This is a genomic window from Micromonospora cabrerizensis, from assembly GCF_022230955.1.
GTDB lineage: Bacteria > Actinomycetota > Actinomycetes > Mycobacteriales > Micromonosporaceae > Micromonospora > Micromonospora cabrerizensis.
The window spans coordinates 111379-132990 of sequence record NZ_JAKKFI010000069.1; the positions used below are offsets into that span (position 1 = coordinate 111379).

Annotated in this window: 15 protein-coding genes and 2 tRNA genes; 9 read left to right on the forward strand and 8 right to left on the reverse strand. The window is 69.2% G+C overall.

Translation table 11 applies throughout. The features are described 5' to 3' along the window. Nucleotides 1-3: 3 nt before the first annotated feature. On the forward strand, nt 4-1452 hold the full coding sequence (locus tag LADH09A_RS17955; RefSeq protein ID WP_238646559.1) for a right-handed parallel beta-helix repeat-containing protein: 1449 nt from the start codon (nt 4-6) through the stop codon (nt 1450-1452). Nucleotide 1453: 1 nt separating this feature from the next. Then, the gene (locus tag LADH09A_RS17960; protein WP_238646561.1) at nt 1454-2653 is read left to right on the forward strand and encodes an SGNH/GDSL hydrolase family protein; all 1200 of its coding nucleotides are present in this window, start codon (nt 1454-1456) and stop codon (nt 2651-2653) included. An 18-nt stretch (nt 2654-2671) separates the two neighbouring features. Here the strand turns inward: LADH09A_RS17960 and LADH09A_RS17965 are convergent. From LADH09A_RS17965 to LADH09A_RS18000, 7 genes are all read right to left on the reverse strand, one after another. Further along, nucleotides 2672-2747 (reverse strand) — tRNA-Arg (locus LADH09A_RS17965). Between the two features lie 325 nt (nt 2748-3072). Continuing rightward, on the reverse strand, nt 3073-4269 hold the full coding sequence (locus LADH09A_RS17970; RefSeq protein WP_238646563.1) for an MFS transporter: 1197 nt from the start codon (nt 4267-4269) through the stop codon (nt 3073-3075). A 150-nt stretch (nt 4270-4419) separates the two neighbouring features. Further along, nucleotides 4420-4495 (reverse strand) — tRNA-Arg (locus tag LADH09A_RS17975). Nucleotides 4496-4963: 468 nt separating this feature from the next. After that, nucleotides 4964-5353: a maleylpyruvate isomerase N-terminal domain-containing protein gene (locus LADH09A_RS17980; protein WP_308194609.1), complete on the reverse strand. Its 390-nt coding sequence runs from the start codon at nt 5351-5353 to the stop codon at nt 4964-4966. Between the two features lie 328 nt (nt 5354-5681). Continuing rightward, nucleotides 5682-6092 carry a hypothetical protein gene (locus tag LADH09A_RS17985; protein WP_238646566.1) on the reverse strand — a complete coding sequence of 137 codons (411 nt, stop codon included), beginning with the start codon at nt 6090-6092 and terminating at the stop codon, nt 5682-5684. Between the two features lie 25 nt (nt 6093-6117). After that, the gene (locus tag LADH09A_RS17990) at nt 6118-9972 is read right to left on the reverse strand and encodes an ALF repeat-containing protein (RefSeq protein ID WP_274529692.1); all 3855 of its coding nucleotides are present in this window, start codon (nt 9970-9972) and stop codon (nt 6118-6120) included. Nucleotides 9973-10156: 184 nt separating this feature from the next. Next, nucleotides 10157-10693: a hypothetical protein gene (locus tag LADH09A_RS18000; RefSeq protein WP_238646568.1), complete on the reverse strand. Its 537-nt coding sequence runs from the start codon at nt 10691-10693 to the stop codon at nt 10157-10159. A 459-nt stretch (nt 10694-11152) separates the two neighbouring features. Here LADH09A_RS18000 and LADH09A_RS18005 point away from each other — a divergent pair, with 459 nt between their 5' ends. The 7 genes from LADH09A_RS18005 to LADH09A_RS18035 all read left to right on the forward strand — a co-directional run bounded on the left by LADH09A_RS18005 (nt 11153) and on the right by LADH09A_RS18035 (nt 20264). Continuing rightward, complete coding sequence (locus tag LADH09A_RS18005) at nt 11153-12745, forward strand: hypothetical protein (RefSeq protein WP_238646570.1); 1593 nt, start codon at nt 11153-11155, stop codon at nt 12743-12745. 203 nt (nt 12746-12948) lie between these two features. Further along, entirely contained in the window at nt 12949-14742 is a 1794-nt protein-coding gene (locus LADH09A_RS18010) for a thiamine pyrophosphate-requiring protein (RefSeq protein WP_238646572.1), read from the forward strand. Nucleotides 14743-14827: 85 nt separating this feature from the next. Beyond that, complete coding sequence (locus tag LADH09A_RS18015) at nt 14828-15337, forward strand: HPP family protein (protein WP_238646574.1); 510 nt, start codon at nt 14828-14830, stop codon at nt 15335-15337. A 16-nt stretch (nt 15338-15353) separates the two neighbouring features. Beyond that, nucleotides 15354-17792, forward strand: a complete 2439-nt coding sequence (locus LADH09A_RS18020; RefSeq protein WP_238646575.1) for a molybdopterin oxidoreductase family protein — start codon at nt 15354-15356, stop codon at nt 17790-17792. A gap of 3 nt (nt 17793-17795) precedes the next feature. Next, entirely contained in the window at nt 17796-18254 is a 459-nt protein-coding gene (locus LADH09A_RS18025) for a ferritin family protein (protein WP_238646577.1), read from the forward strand. Between the two features lie 257 nt (nt 18255-18511). Beyond that, nucleotides 18512-18898, forward strand: coding sequence for an STAS domain-containing protein (locus LADH09A_RS18030; protein WP_238646579.1), 387 nt, complete (start codon nt 18512-18514; stop codon nt 18896-18898). A 133-nt stretch (nt 18899-19031) separates the two neighbouring features. Then, on the forward strand, nt 19032-20264 hold the full coding sequence (locus tag LADH09A_RS18035; RefSeq protein WP_238646581.1) for a trypsin-like serine peptidase: 1233 nt from the start codon (nt 19032-19034) through the stop codon (nt 20262-20264). A gap of 66 nt (nt 20265-20330) precedes the next feature. On the opposite strand, the gene LADH09A_RS18040 is transcribed toward LADH09A_RS18035, so the two are convergent. Continuing rightward, nucleotides 20331-21605 (reverse strand): cellulose binding domain-containing protein, encoded by a 1275-nt coding sequence (locus LADH09A_RS18040; RefSeq protein WP_238646583.1) that lies wholly within the window; start codon nt 21603-21605, stop codon nt 20331-20333. Between the last annotated feature and the right edge of the window lie 7 nt (nt 21606-21612).

Below are 21612 nucleotides of genomic sequence, written 5' to 3' on the forward strand. Positions count from 1 at the left end.
TCGATGGAGATGGTCAGTAGGCGCAGCGCACTGCGCGCCGGTCTGGTTTCGACCGTGGCGGTCGGCGGCCTGGCGGCCACCGAGGCGGCGGCCCAGGCCGCGCCGGTCGGCGCGACGGCGGACACCGGCGTCGGCTGGATCTCGGTCCTCGACCACGGCGCGGTCGGCGACGGGACGACCGACGACACCCCGGCCATCCAGGCGACGCTGAACGCCGCCGCCACCAGCAGGCAGAGTGTGTACTTCCCCGCCGGGCGGGTCTTCCGGGTGCGGGATCAGCTCACGGCGCAGGGGCTCACCGACGTCGTCATCGCCGGCGACGGCGCGACCCTGGCCCTCACCGGGGCAGCGCTCTCGGTCGTCGGGGCCCCGAAGGCCGTGCTGCTGTTCCGCGACTGCCGGCGGGTCAAGCTGGTGGGGCTCACCCTGCGCGACACCGACCGATCCCAGCAGTACAACGGTGTCCGCATCTCCTCCTCCACCGAGATGGTCGTGGACGGCGTCCGGGTCCACAGCGTCCGGGTCAACGGCATCGTGGTGTTCGACGACGTACCTCGGACCACCGATGACGTCCTGATCACCAACTGCACGACCGAGGACACCCGGTTCGGCATCTCGTCCAACGGCAAGGACGTCCGGATCACCGACAACCACGTGGCGATGGACTGGCCGTCGACCGACGAGGCCCGCCGCTACGGTGGCGTGCACCCCGGCTACGGCAGCAACTCCGACTACTTCGACGGCATCTGCGTCTGGGCCGGCGCCGACCGCACGGTGATCGCCAACAACACCATCACCGAGTGCGGGCAGAGCGGTGTCTACGTCCAGGCGGTCTCGAACATCGTCGTCGCGGACAACACGGTGACCGGATGCCAGTTGCGGGGCATCGAGATCGACGGGCTCGGCGACCCGGGCAAGAGCGTGCACGGGCGGGCCATGGGCGTCTCGATCACCGGCAACGTGGTGGTCAACTGCCTTGGTCAGATCAACCTGATCGCGACGACCGACGCGACGGTGGTGGGCAACCGCGTCGCCAACGGCAGCGCCACCAAGCCGTCGTCCGGGATCGCGGTCAACCTCAAGTGCAGCAAGGTCGTCGTGTCCAGCAACCACGTCCGGCAGGCGAACCCGACGATGCCGGCGCTCTTCGTCAAGGACAACGACCCGAACGACACCACGCTGATCTCGACGGACGTCACCCTGGCGTGGAACACCGTCGAGGGTGCCATCCCGTACACCGCGCCGGCGGAGACGGTCGTCATGCAGCGGTCGGGTCCGGCGATGATCACCGCGCAGGGCTCACTGAAGACGAGCGGCAAGGTGATCGCCGGCGGCGGACTCGGCGTGGGCAACAGTGTCACGGCGGCGTCGGTCGGGTCGGTGGTCCGCAAGATGGAGGTCTTCTCCTCCACGGGGCAGAGTCTCGGCTGGGTCGCGATCCACAACAGCTGACATGCGCGCACTTCTCGCACTCATCGTCGCGGTCGCACTGCCGGCCGCGACGCCGCCGACGACGGACGACCCGACGCGCCCCACGCCCAGAGCCCGGGTCGGCATCTGGGCACCGGCCGTGGAGGCCGCCGGCGAATCCTTCAGCAACCAGACGGTCCGGCACGTCGTCTATGCGTCGAGCGGCGGCTGGCTGCCTCGCGTACGGGTCTCCAACCTGCGAGGCACCACACCCCTGGTCGTCGGTCACGTCGACCTCGCCGAGCAGAGCATCGGCGGGGTCGCCAAGACCGGCAGCCACCGCCGGGTCACGTTCGGCGGCTCCGGCACGGTCACGATCCCGGCCGGCGAGGAATGGCTCAGCGACCCGGCCGACATGACGGTGGTGTCCGGGCAGAACCTGCTGATCAGCATCTACCTGCCCGGCGCCACCGGCCCGTCGACGGTGCACCCGGCCGCGCTGACCGACACCTACGTCTCCGTCGCCGGCAACCACGCAGCGGACGACAGCAGCGCCGACTTCTCCACGCCGCGACGGTGGTCCTGGTTCTTCCTCAGCGGCCTCGACGTCGCCAGCGCGACCGCCACGGGCACCGTCGTGACCTTCGGTGACTCGATCACCGACGGCTACTCGTCGAGCCACCTCAGCAACCGGCGCTACCCGGACTATCTGGCCCGACGCCTCGCAGCCCAGCCGGGCGGGCCGAAGCTCGGCGTGGTCAACAAAGGCATGGCGGGCAACATGGTGCTCCGCGACCGCACCCCGGCCGCCGGGGGCCGCAGCGCCCTCAACCGGTTCGACCACGACGCGCTCGGCCTGCCCGGCGTGCGGTCCGTCATCCTGCTCGAAGGCGTCAACGACCTCATGGCCGACGTCACGGCGGCGCAACTGCAGGAGGGGTACCGGCAACTGATCGCGAAAGCCCACGCGCGCGGGGTGTCGGTCTACGGCGGCACGATCCTCCCGTTCGGCGGCGCCAGTTCCCACACCGCCGCCCGCGAGGCCGTGCGGCAGCAGGTGAACACCTGGATCCGGACCAGCGGGGCGTTCGACGGCGTCTTCGACTTCGACGCAGCGCTCCGCGACCCAGCGGACGGGTCGAAGCTGCTCCCGGCGTACGCGCACACCGACAACCTGCATCTCACCGATGCTGGAATGAGTGCCCTGGCCGACTGCGTGGACCTCAGCATGATCGGGACCTGACTGATCACGGCCGTGACCTGGTGCCCCCGGCAGGATTCGAACCTGCGACACACGGTTTAGGAAACGAACTCGCAAGGCCCTGCCTACCAGGGGCGCAAGCAGAACCGCAGGTCACAGGTATTGCTGCAGAGGCATGGAGTAGCGCGTAAGAGCCTCGAAGACACATTCCGTGAGGCCATGGCCTCACCGAAGATGGCCGTCGCAACATACGCGCCGGTCCAGGCGAGCCCAAGAGCCGGTCAGCCAATAACCCGGGATACGAAGGGCACCCAGGAGGGCCGACGGTCGGCGGCAGGCAGACCCGTGACATCGGTGTCGGCTCGTGAAGCAGCCTGGCGACGGGTTGCGCCGGCTGTCCGCCTCCTTTGATCGGTGCGCTTGGAAAAGACGAAGAGGCGCTCATCGAACCGTGATCACGATCATCGGCTGGAGTAGGAGCGGGCGAGCTCGTCCTCGACGAAGGCGGGCTTGACCAGCGTGATCGCCGGGATGGCCGCCACGAGGGCGACGGCGAGCAGAAACAGCAGCGGCAGGGTCCATCCGCCGCTCACGTCGTGCAGCAGCCCGACGAGCAGAGGACCGAGCGCGCCGAGCGCGTACGCGATCCCCTGCGCGAAGCCGCTCAGCGCGACGGTGCCGCCCTGGGTTCGGGTGCGTACGTTGATGAGTACGAGGCTGATTGGAAACAGGATCGAGCCCGAGCCGATGAGCAGCACCCAGAGCAGTGTGAGTGTCGCGGGCGCGAGCAGCAGGCCGAGGTAGCCGAGCACGAAGCTGGCGGTACCGGCGGCGATCAGCCAGCTGACAGAGCGCAGCCGCGCGACGAGCAGGGGTGCGATGAGCGCGATGGGGGCGCTGATGATGCCGGTGACGGCGAGCAGCACACCGGCTTCGGTCGGCGTCGAGCCAGCGATGTCGCCGAGGATCTCGGGCAGCCACGCGAAACACGCGTAGGTAAGGATCGTGCTGGTCGAGAAAACGACGGTGATCGACAGGGCCACGCGTGACCGCCACAGTCGCGTGACGAGGGTGGTGGGCGGGGACTCGACGGCGTCGGTCTCCGAAAGTCGTCGGCGGCGCTCCCGCGTGCTGATGACGAGCCACGGAACGAGCGCGACCACCGAGGTCGCCGCCCATATGCCGAGTGAGAACCGCCATCCGACCTGCTCGGCGACCGGGGAGGCGAGCGCCGCGGGCAGGGCCGTGCTCACTCCCAGGATGCAGACGTAGATGGCGGTCAGCAACGCTATCCGGTCGGGGAAGTAGCGCCGCACGATCGGCGGCAGCAGCACATTGCCGATGCCCGTGCCGGCGAGCGCGACGACACTGCCGACGAGCAGCACCGCGTAGCCCGGGGCGGCTGCGCGCACGAGATGGCCGAGGGTCATGAGCAGCAGCGCCAGCACGATGCCACCGCCGAGGCCGAGGCCGCGGGCGACGCGCGGCGCGACGAACCCCGATACCGCCAGCAGGATCGGTGGCAATGTGCCGAGCAGCCCGACGCCGATGTTCGAAATCGGGATGTCCGCCCGGATGTCACCGAGGATCGGCGACATCACCGCAACCGTCTGGCGCAGGGTGAGCGCGACAAGCACGATGCCCAGCAGCGCGGCCACGCGTCCCGCCCATACGGTAAGGGGTTTATCCGCAGACATCCCCTTACCGTAGTACTTCAGGCGGGATCGTGATCATCACGAATGTCGGCTTCTTGCGGAAGCGGTGAGGCCACGCGAAGTTCCAGATCAGGGAGATGATCTACGTTCGCCTGGTGCCCCCGGCAGGATTCGAACCTGCGACACACGGTTTAGGAAACCGATGCTCTATCCCCTGAGCTACGGGGGCGCGAGTGGTTAGTCTAGCGACCTACGGGGCGACCCGCGTTGGCAGGGACTGGCCCCCGTTGACCTGCGTTGACCGGCGGGCTGGCCCGCCGGACGGCCACACGGCGAGGACAAATTTCCCGACGCACCACCGCGCGAGCGCACCGGCGGCTGACCGCCTGACCTCGACGGTCATCACCCTGGCGGCCAGCCGGCCTGGTCGGTACCTGCTCGACGTCGCTGCATCCCGGCGCGGATGGCGGCGGCCCATCAACCCGCAGGGTCGTCAGGCGGCGTCTGCCCGCCGCAGGTCACGGCCGCTGAGAGCCAATGCCCGGCTGAACGGCGATGCCCCGTCGAAAGTAGCCAGTGGAGCGGCGAAGATACGCATCTGACGACCCTGCTTGCCCATGTCCCGCATGGCCTGGAGGGGCACCTGGGCGACGTCGTCGTCGCACCGCTGCCTCTGCCTGGCAGCCTCCGCCAGGTCTCAGCGGTGGATGGCCAGGTCACTGATGAACATGGTCGTCGGCATCGACACATCACCCATGGTGGTGACAGGGGCTTGCCATGAGCCCGGCTTCGCCCAGGCGCTCGTCGCGGCGCGGGCCTCCTCGTCGAATCGGCTAGCCCCTACCCCAGCCGTAACCAGTTCGCAGCCCTGCGATTGCGCCGGGACCGGCTGCTGCCGGCCGGCGAGGCTGAGCGCGCATCCGACCTGAAGGAGGTAGTTGATCAGGGCCCGCGCGTTCCAGTCCCCGCACGGGGTCGGCGCCTCCATCTGGTCGGGCTTGACGCCGCGCACCAGGTCGCGTAGCTCGCGATCGGCGTTACCGCAGGCCGTGCCGTTCGTCGTGTCGACGACCGTCGACCCGGTGATCGACCTCTAACCAGCGGCTGATCGTGGTTGGGACCTCGGTTGTCACAAACCTGAGCCACACGCTTATCGGGCGCGACCAGCGCGGTGCGCTCGGCTTCGACGCGGGCGGGCTATCGGCTAGCGGTTCGGAGCGGTGGCGTCTGGGATGCCCATCTCCCTCGACCCTTGACTCCGTCACCCGCCAAGCCCGGAGCCACCTGGCTCCGGGCTTGGCTTCTGCCCTACTGAAGTGTTGCGTCAGGTGACCGAGCCGAGTGGGGTGGCGTCATCGCCGGTGGCGCTATTCCCCCTGCTGGTTCCGCTCGAGAGGCCGCACATGCCGAGCCGGTCACTCCGTTCCATCGAGTTCTGGCGCCACCTCTTGGTGACCGGTAACGGTATTTTCAACCCAAAAGAGCTCGCCCGGAAGAACGGGGTAGGTTGCAGTCTCCACGACTGAGTCAATACGCGACTCCAGTTCCTGGACTGACCCTGACCATGCTACAAATCGACTGTTCCATACGTCACCAACACAGACGAGACCATCGCGAAGCAATTCCTTGACCGCTTCCACGCCAAGAGGTAGCGCCTCACGTTCCCTTCGGGCAAGCCACTCGTCGCGAGCGGCCGCAAGAGCTACGACTGTCGTCGAAGGCCCGCCCTGAGGAAAACCGGCTTGGATACGGTCGCCGTAGAACGCCTCCCGTGCGAAAGCGGCTATCTCGGCGATGCTAACCCAGTCGTCGGTTCCACTGATCAAGATCTCTCGTTTGATGTAGGCAACCCTATGATTTGACAATATGAACCTTCTTGACCCTGGCGACCCCAGGAATCGTAATTTCAATTGTTGCTCCACCAGAAAGAGAGCCGTTACGAAACCCGACAGTCGTTCCGTCAGGCAAACGAACCGACACTCCGTCGTAGGTAGGCGGCGTGTTATCCGTGCCACCCTGCGACCACCTGGTGTAGAGGGCTCGCAATTCGCCCTCGTTCGGCACGGTGCGCACCCACTTTTGCTTCCCTGGTGTGAGTCCCTTCAACTCTTCGCCGATGCTCGTCGCACAGGGGATCGGCCCGCTGGTTTGGGCCAGGCGTCTCGTGTCACCAGCCAACACATAGCGCTGGCGGGTTCCATCGTACGTGGACGAGGTCGTTCCCGCGCTCTCAGAAACCGCCGCCTGTTCTTGCTCTGCGGGCCTTCCGCTGCTGTGAAGCGCTCGGGTGCCGGACGCGGCTACCTTCGATCCGGGGACCGGGCAACTGATGTTCTTGCGGAGTTTCTCAATGAGGTTTTTGATGTTGCGGAATTTGTCGGAGTTTTTCCAGGCTTTGCCGGCGGTGCCGAGGGTGCCGATGATCGGGGCTGCGGAGAAGCCGCTGAGGAGGCCGCCAACCCAGTCGCCGCGGCCGAAGGAGATGCCGGCGTCGATGATGTCGCAGGCTTCGCCGGCGCCGGGGACGAGTCCGCAGGCCATCAGGGTGAACTGGAGCATGTCCATCAGGACGTCGGCGTTCTCGCCGATGAGGTGTTTGAGGTCGCCGAGCATGGCGCACCCGGTGGAGGGCACGTTCGTCGGCGTCGCGCACTTCTCCTTGTCCATGAGGGCTTTGGCGAAGTCGGTGAAGACACTCACGCATTGCCGGGACAACGATGACGGGTCGATTGCCAGGCAGCCCCACGTTTTGTGGTTGTCCATCGCGGTGCCGTTGCCGTCCGGGCCGCTGCCCGGTTCGGTGCTGCGGCGTTGCTGCTCGGCTGCTTTGACGCGCTCGAGGTAGATGAGGGTGGCTTCCTGGGCTGCCTGTGCGGCCGCGGTGGCGTCTTTCCCGGCGGCCTCGGCGGATGCTCGGGCGTCGCGCTTGGCCTGGAACGCGGCCTGGGCGTCGGCTTGGGCGCGGTCAGCGGCGGCGGTCGCGGTCGCTGCGGAGCGGGCGGCCGCGCTGGCGCTGGCCTGGGCCCGGTTGGAGGCGGTGCGGGCGGTGACCGCGGACGCGGCCGCCTGGTCGGCTGAGCGTTTGGCGTCGGCTGCGGACGCCGCGGCCTGGTTGGAGAACGTGACCGCCTGCTGGGCTGCCTTGTCCGCCCGCACCTTGGCCGCGTTGGCCTCGTCGACGTAACCCTGGGCCCGTTTGGCTGCCTCCACCGCGCGGTCGGCGTCCTCCAGTGCGGTCTGCGCGTACTGCTGCGCCTCGGCGACGAGCTTCTTCACCGTGCTCAGGTGCGCGGCCTGCTCCTGGTCACGCTGCATCGCGTCGAACTGCCCGGTGCTCAGGAAGTACGACAGCTGCGACGCCGGACCGGCCAGCGCGACCTTCGCGGCGGCTTGCACCTCCGGGCCGCCGTTGCCCATCACCCGGTAGGCCTCGAGCCGCTCGTCGGCCGACCGCGCGGTGTGTTGCCCGGTGCGCAGGAACTGGTGCAACTCCGCCGAGGTCCCGGCCAGAGCACGTTCAGTCGCGGCCTTGAGGTTCACACCCGTGCTCGCGGCCTGCAAAATCTGGTAGGCCGCCTGCCGGTCCTTGGTGACCTTGCCGGCGTAGTTACGGGTGCGCAGGAAGGCCTCGACGGTCGCGTCGTCACCGGTGAGCGCCGTCTGCGCGGCGGTCTTCTCCGCACCGTCGGGCAGCGTGTCCACCAGTCGCCACAGCCGCGCCCGGTCGTCCTGCCCCGCCGCGGAGCGCCGCCCCCCGGACAGCCACAGCCGAATCTCGGCCTCGTCACCGGCGAGCGCGTCGCGGGCAGCCCGCTGGGTCCATTCACCACCAGTGCTCAGGAGTGCCAGCGCGGCCCGGCGTCCCCGATCGACCACCACGGTGGCGTCCGCGCCCGGGGTACTCGCCTCGGTCAGCAGCGTCGCCGTGGCGGCGTTGATCCGGTCCTGCTCAGCGGTGTCCCACAACAGCGAACGGTTCCACGCCGCGAGTTCACCGCCCGCGGCCAGCGACTCCTGCTCGGCCTGCAACGCCGCCTGAGCCTGCTGCACTCCCTGCTCGGTCCACTCCGCCAGCCGGGCCTCGTCCTCCGTGCGCGCCAACGCCTCGACGCTGGCAGCCTGCTCGGCCGCGCTCACCGCGACGTTCGCCGCGTCTACCGCTGCGAGAGCGTGCTTGGCCGACTCGGCGGCGGAGAACTGTGCACGATCCGCAGCATCGGCGGCAGCCAACGCCTGGGTCACCGCCGTCTGCGCGTGCTGCGCAGCCGACTGCGCCAACGCGAACGCCTTGTCCGACGCCTCCTTCGCCTGCCGCGCCAACGCCTCAGCCCGGTCCGCCGCCCGATCCGCCGACGCCGCCGCACCCCGCGCCTGCGCCGCCGCGTTCCGAGCCCGCTGAGCCTGCTGCGCCGACACACCCGACTGCCGACCCGCCTCATCAGCGGCCACACCCGCAGCCGCCGCGTTCCCGGACGCCGACTTCGCCGCCGCCGCCGCAGCCGAAGCCTTCGCCAACGAACGGTCCCGCTCCGCCTTGACCTGCGCCAATTCCTGGGCACGCGCCGCCGCGTCGCGCGCGGCCTCCGCCGCCTCCCGCGCGAGGCGCGCATCCCCGGCGTTCAACCGCGCAGCCGCCGCCGCCTTCTGCGCCCGCGACGCCGCCTGCGCGGTCAACGCAGCCGCCGTCGTCGCCTTGCGCGACGCATCAGCCGCGACCTGCGCCGCCCGCATCGCCGCGTTCGACGCCACCACCGCGTCCCGCGCCGCCTCAGCCGCACCATCAGCCGCGTCCGCCGCCCGACCAGCCGCAGCCGACGCCTTCCGCGCGTCACCACCAGCAGCCCGCGCCTCAGCCTGCGCCGCCAGCGCCGCCTTCTTCGCCTCCTCCGCCGCGTTACCCGCCCGCGTCGAGGTCTCCTCCGCCGCCAACGCCTCCCGCGCCGTCGTCTCACTGGCCTGCTTCGCCTGCTCAGTCAGACTACGAATCGACGCCAACTCCGCATCCCGCGCCCGAGCCACGAACTGACCCCACCGCAGGAACTCCTTCAACTCCTCCGCCGTGCCCTGCAACGCCGCCTGCGCCGCCAGATCCAACATCCGACCACTGTTGTTCGGCGCATTGGCCAACATCCGCGTCGCGGCCAACCGGTCATCAACGTGCTCCGCCGCCTCACGCTGCGACGCGAGGAACTCGTCAATCTGCTCAGCACCACCAGCGAGAGCGCTCTGCGCGGCGCCCTTGACCGTCACACCACCGGATTCCAAGATCCGGTACACCCGCAACCGCTCATCGGCATCCCACGCCGACTCAAACCCACCATTGGCAAACGCCCAGATGTCCTCACGCGACTTGCCCAACGTCGCCAACGCCGCCGCCCGCACCGTCGGCCCATCCATCCCAGCCAACGTCTCAACCGCAGCCCGCTCATCCGCCCGTTGGGCGATGTCATACCCGGTCTCGAAGTAGTAGCGGACATCCTGATCGGAGCCGAGCAGTGCGGTTTCCGCAGCACGCTTGACCGACGACCCACCCTCGAGCAGGTCAACGACGGCCTCGTCGCGCATCTCCATGATCGTGAGATCGCCATCGATCTCGGCGTACGCGGGAATCCCGGAGCCGGCGACCTGCACAACCATCATCACCGCCAGACTGGCGACGACAACTTTCCACCCGCCCCGGATGGTCCTGCGAATTTTCGTGATCATCACCACAGGCCAAGAAGAGCCCATCACAACCCCTATGAATTTGGACAGGCCGAGGCAACCCATGTCCGTGCACCGCGATGGGACACGTGTCATCGACCAGACGCGGCGACAGGAAAAAGGGCCGGGTCACCCCAGGACCGGAGCCGAAAGAAGTACCGGAGGGCCCCGAGGCCCCTCGACGGACCTACTCGTTACGAAGCTCGACCAGGATGGCCTGCGGCGTTTCGCCGTCGTCGCCCGGCTCGATCGCGACCGGCTGGTTCGGCGCCACCTCATAGGTGGGGAGAATCGTGTTGTCCGGCAACTTTGCCTTCACCAGGATCGTCTCACTGCCACCACGCACACCGAACGTGCCAGGAATCTCCAGGGTCAACAGACCCTTCGACCCAATCGTCCGGAAGCAGAAATACATTCCATAGGGCTCGACATCCAGGTGCTTCTCCACCTGGATCAGACCGACGGGGCACTGCGACCCGCTGTACGGACGCGCCGAGTCGAACACAATGTGCCCGTCACCCTTGAAAAGCTTCAACCCGTGCTCGGCCAGAATCGCCTCAGCACCCGGGTAAGCATAATCCTCCACGATGGACGGCGGAGTATCCGCCTGCTCCGCCGCGGAACCACTCGTGGCGCTCAACGCCACTACACCGCCAACAGCAACCAGGACAGCGACGCCAACAAGCGCACTGGCACCCTTCATGATCTCCCCCGTGGAGTTCACGCCTCGACCCCGGATGGGACCGTAGAGCGACGATCGAGACCATATCGGTGATCGGGCATGTCTTCAAGCCCCGAGAATCGCCGACTGACACGGGGTCGGGCGCCAGCTCCCCGGCTAGCTCAATCCAGGGTGCGCATGAGGCACAGGCGTCCGACGAACTGACGTTGGCACTGAGCCCGGGACGGGCTGGTCACGTGGCGCTGCAAGGCATCGCGGCCTGAGCCGGGGCAGGGCGGCGCGACGAGAACAGGGTGCGCCAGAGGGCCTTGATCGAGAAGCACGGACGCGGCAGTGCCATCGTCACAGCACCTACACCGAATGTAGGCTTTTTTCGCATAAGACCGTTTGATGCGAAGAACGCTCGGCTACGTTCCCCTTGGAGGCGGCAACCCTTTTGTCGCTGTCTGCACCGATTGTGACGTGCAGAGACATGGTGTGCGGAGAAGGGCCAGGTAGCTGATGTCCAAGTATCTACACCCGAAGATCAGCGAGGTAGCGGCAGATCAGCCCCGTCCGACGAAGAGGCGGCGGGCACGCTGGCTCGTCGCCGGAGTAGCCGGGCTGACCGGAGTGGCCGGCCTGGCCGCCCTCGCACCGACGGGGGTGAGCAGCGCGATCGGAAAGAGCGGCAGCAGCCTGTCGGACGCCGGAACGCGGCTCCTCGCCGACGGCAGCCGGAGCACCGGCAACGACAACGGGGGTCAGGATCCCGGCGGACGCGACGGCAGCGACCACAAGAAGGACGACGGGCGGGACCGCAAGAAGGACGGCGACCACGGCGACGGCCGGGGTGACGACTTCCGGAACGTGCCCTGCAACGCGGACGAGCTGATCGCGGCGATCGTCCGCGGCAACGCCGGCCAGGGGGCGAAACTCCGGCTCGCCGAGAGGTGCACCTACACGCTGACCCGGTCAGCGCCCCAGCCACCCGTGCCCTTCGGTGCCGTCGGCCTGCCGATCATCACCCAGCGGGTCACGATCGACGGGAATGGGTCGACCATCGTGCGTGCGGCCAACGCCACGCCGTTTCGGATCCTCGAGGTGGGATCCGGCGGAGATCTGACGCTGCGCGACGTCACCATCAAGGGCGGCCAGGCCGACGGTGGGGTCGGCCAGGGCGGCGGTGGCATCCGCATCGACATCGGTGGTAGGGCCACCATCGAGAACACCGACGTGGTCTACAACCAGACCAACGGCCTGGGTGGCGGTATCGCCAACTTCGGCGTCGCGAAGATCCTCGGCCGGAGCGACCACGGCAAGGACTGGGACGACAAGAACAAGGACAAGGACAAGGCGAAGAAGGACGGCGGCAGCAACATCAGCAACAACAGCGCAGTGTTCGACGGCGGGGGCATCCACAACAACGGCAACCTCACCGTGGAGAACACCCGGCTGAGTTACAACAACACCATCGGGACCTTCATCACCCTGCCGCTGGGTGGCGCGGGTGGCGGGTTGTCGAACAGCCGGTCGGCCGTCCTCGACAACGTCAAGGTGGACCACAACACCGCGAGCTTCCGCGGCGGTGGTATCCGCGGCGGGCTCAGCTCCACCACCGAGGTGAGGAACACCGAGGTCAACGACAACAGGGCCAGCAGCGAGGGCGGCGGAATCTTCACCGACGGCACCTTCCACCTCGAGCACAGCAAGATCCACCACAACGAGGCCGGCCAACGCGGCGGCGGTGTCTTCAACCAGATCGGCCAGTTCACGGCCGACGACAGCTGGATCAGCGAGAACACCGCCAGCACGAACAGCGGCATCGAGCACGGCGGCGGCATCTACAACGGCAGCGGCACGGTCAACCTGCGCCGCACCCACGTCGACCGGAACAAGGCCGTGGGGTCGAGTTCGCAGGCCGGCGGCATCTACAACAACGCCACGCTCAACCTCACCGAAACCAAGGTCACGGACAACATCTCCACCCTGGCACCCGGCGGGATCTTCAACGACGGCGGCCAGGTGACCGTTGACCAGAAGTCCGTCATCAGCGGCAACCGACCCACCAACTGCACACCCAGCTCGCCGCCTGTCCCGACCTGCTTCGGCTGATCACCGGATCGCTGCGGCGGTCGGGTAGGGCGAAGACAACGGAACAGGTAGGGGCATCCGGTCCCGCCCGGGTTCGATCACCAGGATCGGACCCGCGGCGGGACCGGATGCGGGCTACGCGACGAGATGGCGTCCGTCCGGTTTGGCGCGGCAGCTCGGGGTACGGCCCTGGTGGAGGGGCAATCGAGGCGAGGGAGACGGCGGTGGCGGACGCGACGGTGTCGGACCTGGTGGTGTCCCGCTTGGCGGACTGGGGTGTGGACCGGGTCTTCGGCTATTCGGGTGACGGCATCGACGGGGTGATGGGCGCGCTCCGACGGGCCGGGCGACCGGAGTTCGTGCAGGCTCGACACGAGGAGACGGCCGCGTTCATGGCGTGCGGTCACGCGAAGTACACCGGCGGTCTGGGTGTGTGCCTGTCGACGCAGGGGCCCGGGGCGGTGCATCTGCTCAACGGTCTCTACGACGCCCGCCTGGACTCCCAACCGGTGGTCGCCCTGGTCGGCCAGCAGGTGACGTCGGTGCTGGGCAGCGGCTACCAGCAGGAGATCGACCTGGTACGCCTCTTCGGCGACGTCTGCGCACAGTTCGTCCAGACCGCGTACACCGCGGAGCAGTTGCCGATGCTGCTGGACCGGGCGATCCGTACCGCCCTGGCGACCCGGAGCCCGACCTGCGTGATCCTGCCGCACGACGTGCAGACCGCGCCCGCTCCCGACCTCGGTGCCCAGCAGCACGGGATCATGGTGACCAACCCCGGGATGCCCGTGCCGGAGCTGCGGCCCCGCGCCGATGATCTGCGGGCCGCCGCGGATCTGCTCAACGCCGGACAGCGGGTGGCGATCCTGGTGGGTCAGGGTGCCCGCGCCGCCGCCGGCGAGGTGGTCGAGCTGGCCGAGGCACTCGGCGCGGGATTGACCGTGTCGCTGCTCGGCAAGCCGGTGCTGGACGAGGCGCTGCCGTTCCACACCGGCGTGATGGGTCACCTGGGCAGCACCGCCAGCAGTTTCCTGATGGGCGAGTGCGACACGCTGCTGATCGTCGGCAGCAACGACCCCTGGTCGGAGTTCTACCCCGCGCCGGGGCAGGCCCGGGCTGTGCAGATCGACATCGACGGCCGGCGTCTGGGCATGCGCTACCCGGTGGAGGTGCCGCTGCTGGGTGACGCAGCCGAGACGATACGGGCTCTCCGGCCGCTGCTCACGCCCGTACCGGATCGGAGCTGGCGGCAGCGTGTCGAGGCCGAGGTGACCCGCTGGCGGGACATCGCCCGGCAGCGGGCCACCGCCGAGGCCGAGCCTCTCAACCCGCAGTACGCCCTGCACGCGCTCAGCGACCGGCTGCCCGCGGACGCGCAGGTGTCGGTGGACGTCGGGTCGGTGACCTACTGGTACGCGCGGCACCTGCGGCTGCCCGTCGGTGTCGACGCGCACCTGTCGAGCACCCTGGCCTCGATGGGCTCGGCGCTGCCGTACGGGTTGGCCGCGAAACTCGCCGCACCGCACCGCCCGGTGGTGGCCCTCGCCGGTGACGGTGCCATGCAGATGAACGGGCTGGCCGAACTGCTCACTGTGGCGCATCGCTGGCAGGACTGGGCGGACCCGCGCTTCGTGGTGCTGGTGCTGCACAACCGCGACCTGGCGGAGGTGAGCTGGGAGCAACGGGAGATGGAGGGCGACCCGCGCTTCGTCGACTCGCAGCGACTGCCGGACGCCCCGTACGCGAAGTGGGCCGAGCTGCTGGGTCTGCACGGCGTGCGGGTCACCACCCCCGCCGAGGTCGACGCCGCCTGGGACCGGGCCCTGTCGGCGGACCGTCCGACGCTGATCGAGGCGATCGTGGATCCCGCGATCCCGTTGCTGCCGCCCGCGCAGCCGTACGAGAAGGTCGCCACGATGTACCAGGCGCTCGGGCGGGAGGACACCGACCTGAGTCGGCGGGCGCTGGCTCACCTGCGCCGCGAGCGGGCCAGCGAGGGCTTCGACGACCCGCAGTGACGGCGGGCAGGTGTCCCGTTCGGGGTGCTGAGGGGCGAATCGCCGAACCGGTGACGGGCGGCGACCGAGACTAGGGGGAAAGCCAGTGGGCCTGGCCAGGCAGTCGGCGCACGCCTTCGTGGGCAGCGCGCTGGCGGTGGTGATCGCCGGGCTGATCGCCCTCGTCACGCACCAACCGTGGCTGTTTCCCAGTCTGGGACCGGCCGTGATGTTGCACGTGGAGAAGCCGAGATCGCCGGAGGCCTCACCGCGCAACACGTTCATCGGGCACGCGGTCGCCCTGCTGGCCGGGTACCTGTTCCTGGTGGTCTGCGGGCTCGCCGACGAACCCTCCGCGCTGCAGGAGGGGGTGAGTGGGCCGCGGATCGTCGCGGTGGCCGGCTCGCTGGCGGTGACCGTGCTGGTGTTGATGCTGCTGAGGGCATCCCACGCCCCGGCCGGGGCGACGACGCTGATCGTGAGTCTGGGTCTGCTGCGTACCCCGACGCAGTTGCTCGTCGCGGCCGGCGCGGTGGTGCTGGTCACCGTCGTCGACTGGTTGTACGGGTGGGTGTCCGGCCGGCCGATGCCGGTGTGGGCAGCACCCGAGCGGTAGTCGAGAGGAGTGCGTCGTGGTGGACCGAATCGCCGACCCGTGGGGTGAGCGAACCCCGTACGGGCCGGGGCAGGAGTGGCCGGTGCGGGTGGATCGGTATCTGGCCGACGGCCGGGGGGATGCCGACGTGGACCGGTGGGTGCAGTCCGCGTCGGTGCTGCACTCCAACGGCGACGCCATGGACATCGGGGTCGCCGACGGACGGATCGTGGGCGTGCGCGGGCGCGCCGTGGACCGGATCAACCGGGGCCGGCTCGACCCCAAGGACCTCTACGGCTGGCAGGCCAACCACAGCCCGGACCGGTTGACCCGGCCGCTGGTCCGCGACGGGGACCGCCTGGTCGAGACGGACTGGGACACCGCGATGGGCCGCGTGGTGGCCCGGTCGAGGGAACTGCTCGACGGGCCGGGGGGTTGGGGGCACTTCGGCTTCTACACCAGCGGCCAACTCTTCCTTGAGGAGTACTACACCCTCGGCCTGATCGGCAAGGCCGGCCTCGGCACACCCCACATGGACGGAAACACCCGGCTCTGCACGGCCACCGCCGCGGCGGCGATGAAGGCGAGCTTCGGCACCGACGGGCAGCCCGGGTCGTACACGGATGTGGACCACTGCGACGCGATCGCGCTGTGGGGGCACAACGTGGCGGAGACGCAGACGGTGCTGTGGATGCGGATGCTGGACCGCCGGCGTGGGCCGAATCCGCCGGCGATGCTGGCGGTGGACCCACGCGCCACCCCGGTCGCCCGGGAGGCCGACCTGCACCTCGCGGTCCGCAACGGCACCAACATGGCCCTGGTGAACGGCCTGCTGCGGGAGATCGTCCGGCGGGGCTGGTACGACCGCGACTACGTCGACGCGCACACCCTGGGCTTCGACGAGCTGTGCCGGGTCATCGACGGCTACCCCCCGCGACGGGTCGCCGAGATCTGCGACGTGCCGGCGGCCGACGTGGAGCGCGCTGCCGAGCTGCTCGGCTCGTCGCAGCGGCTGCTGTCGACCGTGTTGCAGGGCTTCTACCAGTCCAACCAGGCCACCGCCGCCGCCTGCGGCGTCAACAACCTGCACCTGATCCGCGGCATGATCGGCCGGCCGGGGGCGGGCATCTATCAGATGAACGGCCAGCCCACCGCGCAGAACACCCGGGAGACCGGCGCCGACGGCGACCTGCCCGGCCTGCGCAACTGGGACAACACCAAGCACATCGAGGAACTGGCGCGGCTGTGGAACGTCGACGTCGACATGATCCCGCACTGGGCGCCGCCGACGCACGCGATGCAGATCTTCCGGTACGCCGAGCAGGGCTCGATCAAGCTGCTCTGGATCACCGCCACCAACCCGGCGGTGTCGTTGCCGGACCTGGCCCGGATCCGGCGGATGCTGGCCAGGCCCGACCTGTTCGTGGTGGTGCAGGATCTCTTCCGCACCGAGACCGCCGAACTGGCGGACGTGGTGCTGCCCGCCGCCACCTGGGCGGAGAAGACCGGCACGTTCACCAGCGTCGACCGGACGGTGCACATCTCCGACAAGGCGGTCGACCCACCCGGCGAGGCGCGTACGGACCTCGACATCTTCCTCGACTACGCCCGCCGGATGGACTTCCGCGACCGCGACGGCCAGCCGCTGATCCCGTGGACCGGGCCGGAGGAGGCGTTCGAGGCGTGGAAGGAGTGCAGCCGCGGCAGACCCTGCGACTACACCGGCATCACCTACGAGAGGCTTCGCGGCGGCGGCTCGGGCATCCAGTGGCCCTGCACCGAGGAGCATCCCGACGGCACCGAGCGCCTCTACACCGACGGGACCTTCAACACCGACCCCGACTACTGCGAGACGTACGGCAACGACCTGGCCACCGGTGCCGAGTTCACCGAGTCGGAGTACCGCGCCAAGGAGCCGCGCGGAAGGGCGTTCCTGCTCACCGTCGACTACCAGCCCTCACCCGAGGTGCCCGACGACGACCGCCCGATGCTGCTCACCACGGGTCGTACCGTCTACCAGTTCCACACCCGGACCAAGACCGGCCGCGCCCCGCAGCTCAACCAGGCGGCCCCGGACGTGTGGGTGGAACTCAACCCGGACGACGCCGCCCGACTCGACATCGCCGAGGGCGACCTGGTCGCCGTCTCGTCCGCGCGCGGCGCCATCCAGGCCCGCGCCCGGCTCTGCGGCATCCGTCCGGGTGTCGTCTTCGTGCCGTTCCACTACGGGTACTTCGACCAGGACCCGGGCGACCGCACTCCGCGAGCGGCGAACGAGCTGACCATCACCGCGTGGGATCCGGTCTCCAAGCAACCCCTGTTCAAGGTCGCCGCCGTCGCGGTGGCGAAACTCGCCGACGGGCGGGGCGTACCCGCTCCGGCGCCGACGGTCGGTGGCAGCGCGCCACCCGCGGACGCCCACGTGCCACCGACCGTCGGCGGGCCGGCCGCCGAGGCCACCAGCGGGAAGGAGTGAGCTGTGCACCTCGCCCACTACCTCGGCCTCCTGCACCGTGCGCAGGTCAACCTGGCCGACGCGTTCCGGCAGGTCGCCGACGCGCATGCCGAGGAGCCCGACATCCGCCACCTGTGCCAGCGGCAGGCGAAGCTCTGCGACGCGTACGCCGAACAGCTCCAACCGTTCGCCGCCCGCTACGCCGAGGACGCGCCCGACGAGCCCGACCGGCTGCACTCGCAGTTGTTCTCCGGCACCCGGACCGGCGGTATCGGCCTGCTACGGGACCTGCAGGACCTGTACCTGATGGCGGCCGAGTGCGACATCGCCTGGACCGTCGTCGGTCAGGCCGCGTACGGGGTCCGCGACGAGGACCTGCTGGCGGTCGTGCGGCGCTGCGAGGGACAGACCGCCCTCCAGCTCAAGTGGCTGCGTACGCGGATGAAGGCCGCCGCGCCCCAGGCGCTCGTCGTCGCCGACTGACTGATGCCCAGCTCAACAGGGGTCAATCCCGGCCGGAGCGTCTCTGATCACACCGTCTCCAGGCGTGAGTAGGCGTCCTCGGGGTAGGAAGCGTCACGGGTCAAGACGTGCGCCCTCCAGCCTCCCGCGTGGCAGCTCGTGCCGCGGCGGGCGGCCCGCCGATGAGGAGCGGAGGCGTCATGTCGGGGATCGACACATCTGGTGAGCGCGGGGGCCGTCGGTCGGGTCGAGGGCCGGAACGGCTCGGTGATCCGATCATGTCGTTGGCCCTGACCTGTGCCGGTCCGGCGAAGCTGGTCACCGTCGCCGGTGAGATCGACATGAGCAACGCGCACCTGCTCACCGAGTTGGTGGCGTGCGCCTGCCACTCGTCGCCGCCGGTTGTCGCGGTGGATCTCTCCGGGGTGCGGTTCTTCAGCGCGCACGGAGTGGGTGCGCTGTTGGAGGCTCAGCACGTCGCGGTGACCGCCGGGGTCGCGTTCATCCTGCGTGACCCCGCGCCGTGCGTCACCTACCTCCTCGCCACGTCCGGCGCCCTCGGGGACTTCCGGCTCAACCGCGGCGACGGGCACCGTCCCCTCCCGCGACCGGCTACCGCCGACCCGGTGACGCCGGTGCGGGACCACCCCCTGACCAGCGGCTGACCGCCGGTCACCGGCCCCGTGTCGGTTCCGCTCCGGAGACCAGTCAAAAGATAGATAATCTTGCATGTCTTCTCACTATCCGGTATGAAGGCTGCAAGCACGTCTCGGTGCTGGTTCCTCGGGAGGAGCGACGATGAAACATGCCCTGCGCCGCCTACGAACGGTGGCCGTCGCGCTCGGCGCCGGCACACTCGGGCTGAGCTTGCTGTCGGTACCGGCTGCCGAGGCGTACTCGGTCCAACCCCTCGCACCGCAATCCCAGCGGGCCCCCGAATCGGACCAGTTCTCGGCCGAGGGCGTCACCACGGTCGGCGAACTCCGGACCATCGACGGCTCGCTGTCACACGCCAAGGAGGGCGCCACGCAGATCATCCGGCACCCCGGCGCGTCGTACGTCAAGGTGCACTTCAGCTCGTTGCGCCTTGCCGACGGCGAGTACGTGACCGTGTCGAGCCCCGACGGTCGGGAGAGCTACCGGTACGACCGCCACCTGAGCCGGGCGACCGGCGCGGACTACACCACCGACGGCCAGCCGGGCTTCTGGGCGATGTCGGTGGACGGTGACACCGCGGTGGTGACGGTGCACAGCACCCGGTCCTCCCGCACCAGCGCCGCGACCATCGACCGGTTCTGGCGCGGCTACGACGCCACCGAGATCAAGCAGCACAACTTCACCACGCAGTCCGTCTGTAGCACCGACGCCCGCCGCGATGCGGTCTGCTACCAGAGCAGCCACCCCAACGAGTACGCCAGGGGCAGGGCGGTGGCGCGACTGCTGATCAGCGGTGGCGGGCTGTGCACCACCTGGCGGGTCGGCAACACCAACCGCATGTTGACGAACAAGCACTGCTTCTCGACGCAGTCCGCCGTCAGCGGCAGCGAGATGCAGTTCAACTACCAGTGCGCCACCTGTGGCGGCTCGAACCCGGGGGCCGGCACCAAGGTCAGCGGCGCCACCCTCTACAAGGTGAGCAGCGGCGGCTCCAACCAGCTGGACTACACCCTGTACTCGGTGAACAACTTCGCCAACATCCAGTCGTTCGGCACCCTGTACCTGGCGACGACCGCCACCACCAACGGCACCCGGATGTACGTCCCGGGCCACGGCGACGGAAGCCCGAAGCGACTGTCGATCTACGAGGACACCCAGAACGGCGCGACGTGCACGGTGCGGAGCGCGAACTACAACACCTGGAACATCAGCTACAGCTGTGACACCTCCGGCGGCAACTCGGGCTCGCCGGTGCTGAACGCCAGCCACCGGGTGATCGCGCTGCACCACCTCGGCGGTTGCCCGTCGAACCAGGGCGCGAAGGCCCACCTGATCTACAACGAGATCGCCAGCCTGATCGACAACAACGGCTGACGACCGACGTCAACGGACGACACAGGGCCCGGAGCCAACTGGCTCCGGGCCCTGCTGCTGCCCTGGTCAGGGACTGGTGCAGGTGACGTTGCCGGGTGGGGTGGCGCCGTCGCCGGTGGCGGTGAACCCGAACGTGGTCGACGCGTTGGCGCCCACCGTGCCGTTGTAGGCGGCGTTCCGCACGGTGACGCTGCCGGTGGTGCCCGTGTTGGCGCCACCCCACAGGCTGCTGATGGCCTGGCCGCCGGCCAGGGTCAGGCCCACGGTCCAACCGTTGAGGGTCGTGGCCGTGGGGTTGGCCACGGTCACCTCGCCCTGGAAGCCACCGGGCCAACTGTTGACCGCCCGGTAGGTGGCGGCGCAGTCGCCCGGCTCCCCGGTGGGCGGCGGGGTCGTCGGCGGCGGGGTGGTCGGAGGCGGGGTCGTGGGCGGGGTGGTCGACTCGAACTGACTGAAGAACCGCCAGATCTCACCCGAGGTCCACGTCCGGGAGTCGTTCGGGCTGCCGGACCCGTCGACGGGGCTGGGGGTGTGGTCACCATCGAACGCCGCCCACTGCACCGGGTATCCGGCTCGACATCCGGAGTACGCGGTGGTGATGTGGGTGAGGCTGCCCCGGCTCGGCTCACGCGGGCTCTGCGCGGTGCAGCCGTTGTTGCGGACGAACGTGTCGCGCAGTTGCCGGCCCTGCGAGATGTTCAGCACGCTGTCGAAGGTGCCGTGGATGCCGAAGTACGCGACGGGCTGGGTGCCGCCGTTGCATCCGCTGAGGTTGGCGCCCGACAGGACGGTGACCGCGCGGATGACGGTGGGTCGGGCGCAGGCCACCGCGTAGCTCATGGCCCCGCCGTAGCTCCAGCCCAGGGCGAAGCGCTGGGTGGTGTCGACGCAGAGGTCGTTCTCGATCTGGCGGGAGATGTCGTCGAAGAGGGTCAGGTCCCGGCCGTTGGTGTTGGCCCAGCCGGCGTTGAGGCCCTGCGGCGCGACGAAGATCGTGCTGTTGTTCGACAGCGGTTGGAGCCCGTAGTAACCGGCCGAGGTGACGTTGTTGGCCGAGCCGTTCAACCAGTGGAAGCCGAAGACCAGTCGGTAGGGGTGGTTCCGGTCGTACCCGTCCGGGATCCTCAGGTTGTAGGTGCGGCTCTGTCCGCTGCTCTGGATCGTGCGCGTCCCGCTGGTCAGCGTGGGGGCCTTGCCGCAGCCGGCGGTGGCCGCGAGCGCGCCGTTGGTGGCGGCGACCGCTGTCGCACCGAAGCCGCCGCTCAGTGCGCCGCCGGCGGTGGCCGCGAGGAGAAGCACCGCGGCCGTGATGGAGGGGAGGAGAAACCTTCGTTTCCGCATTGGGTGG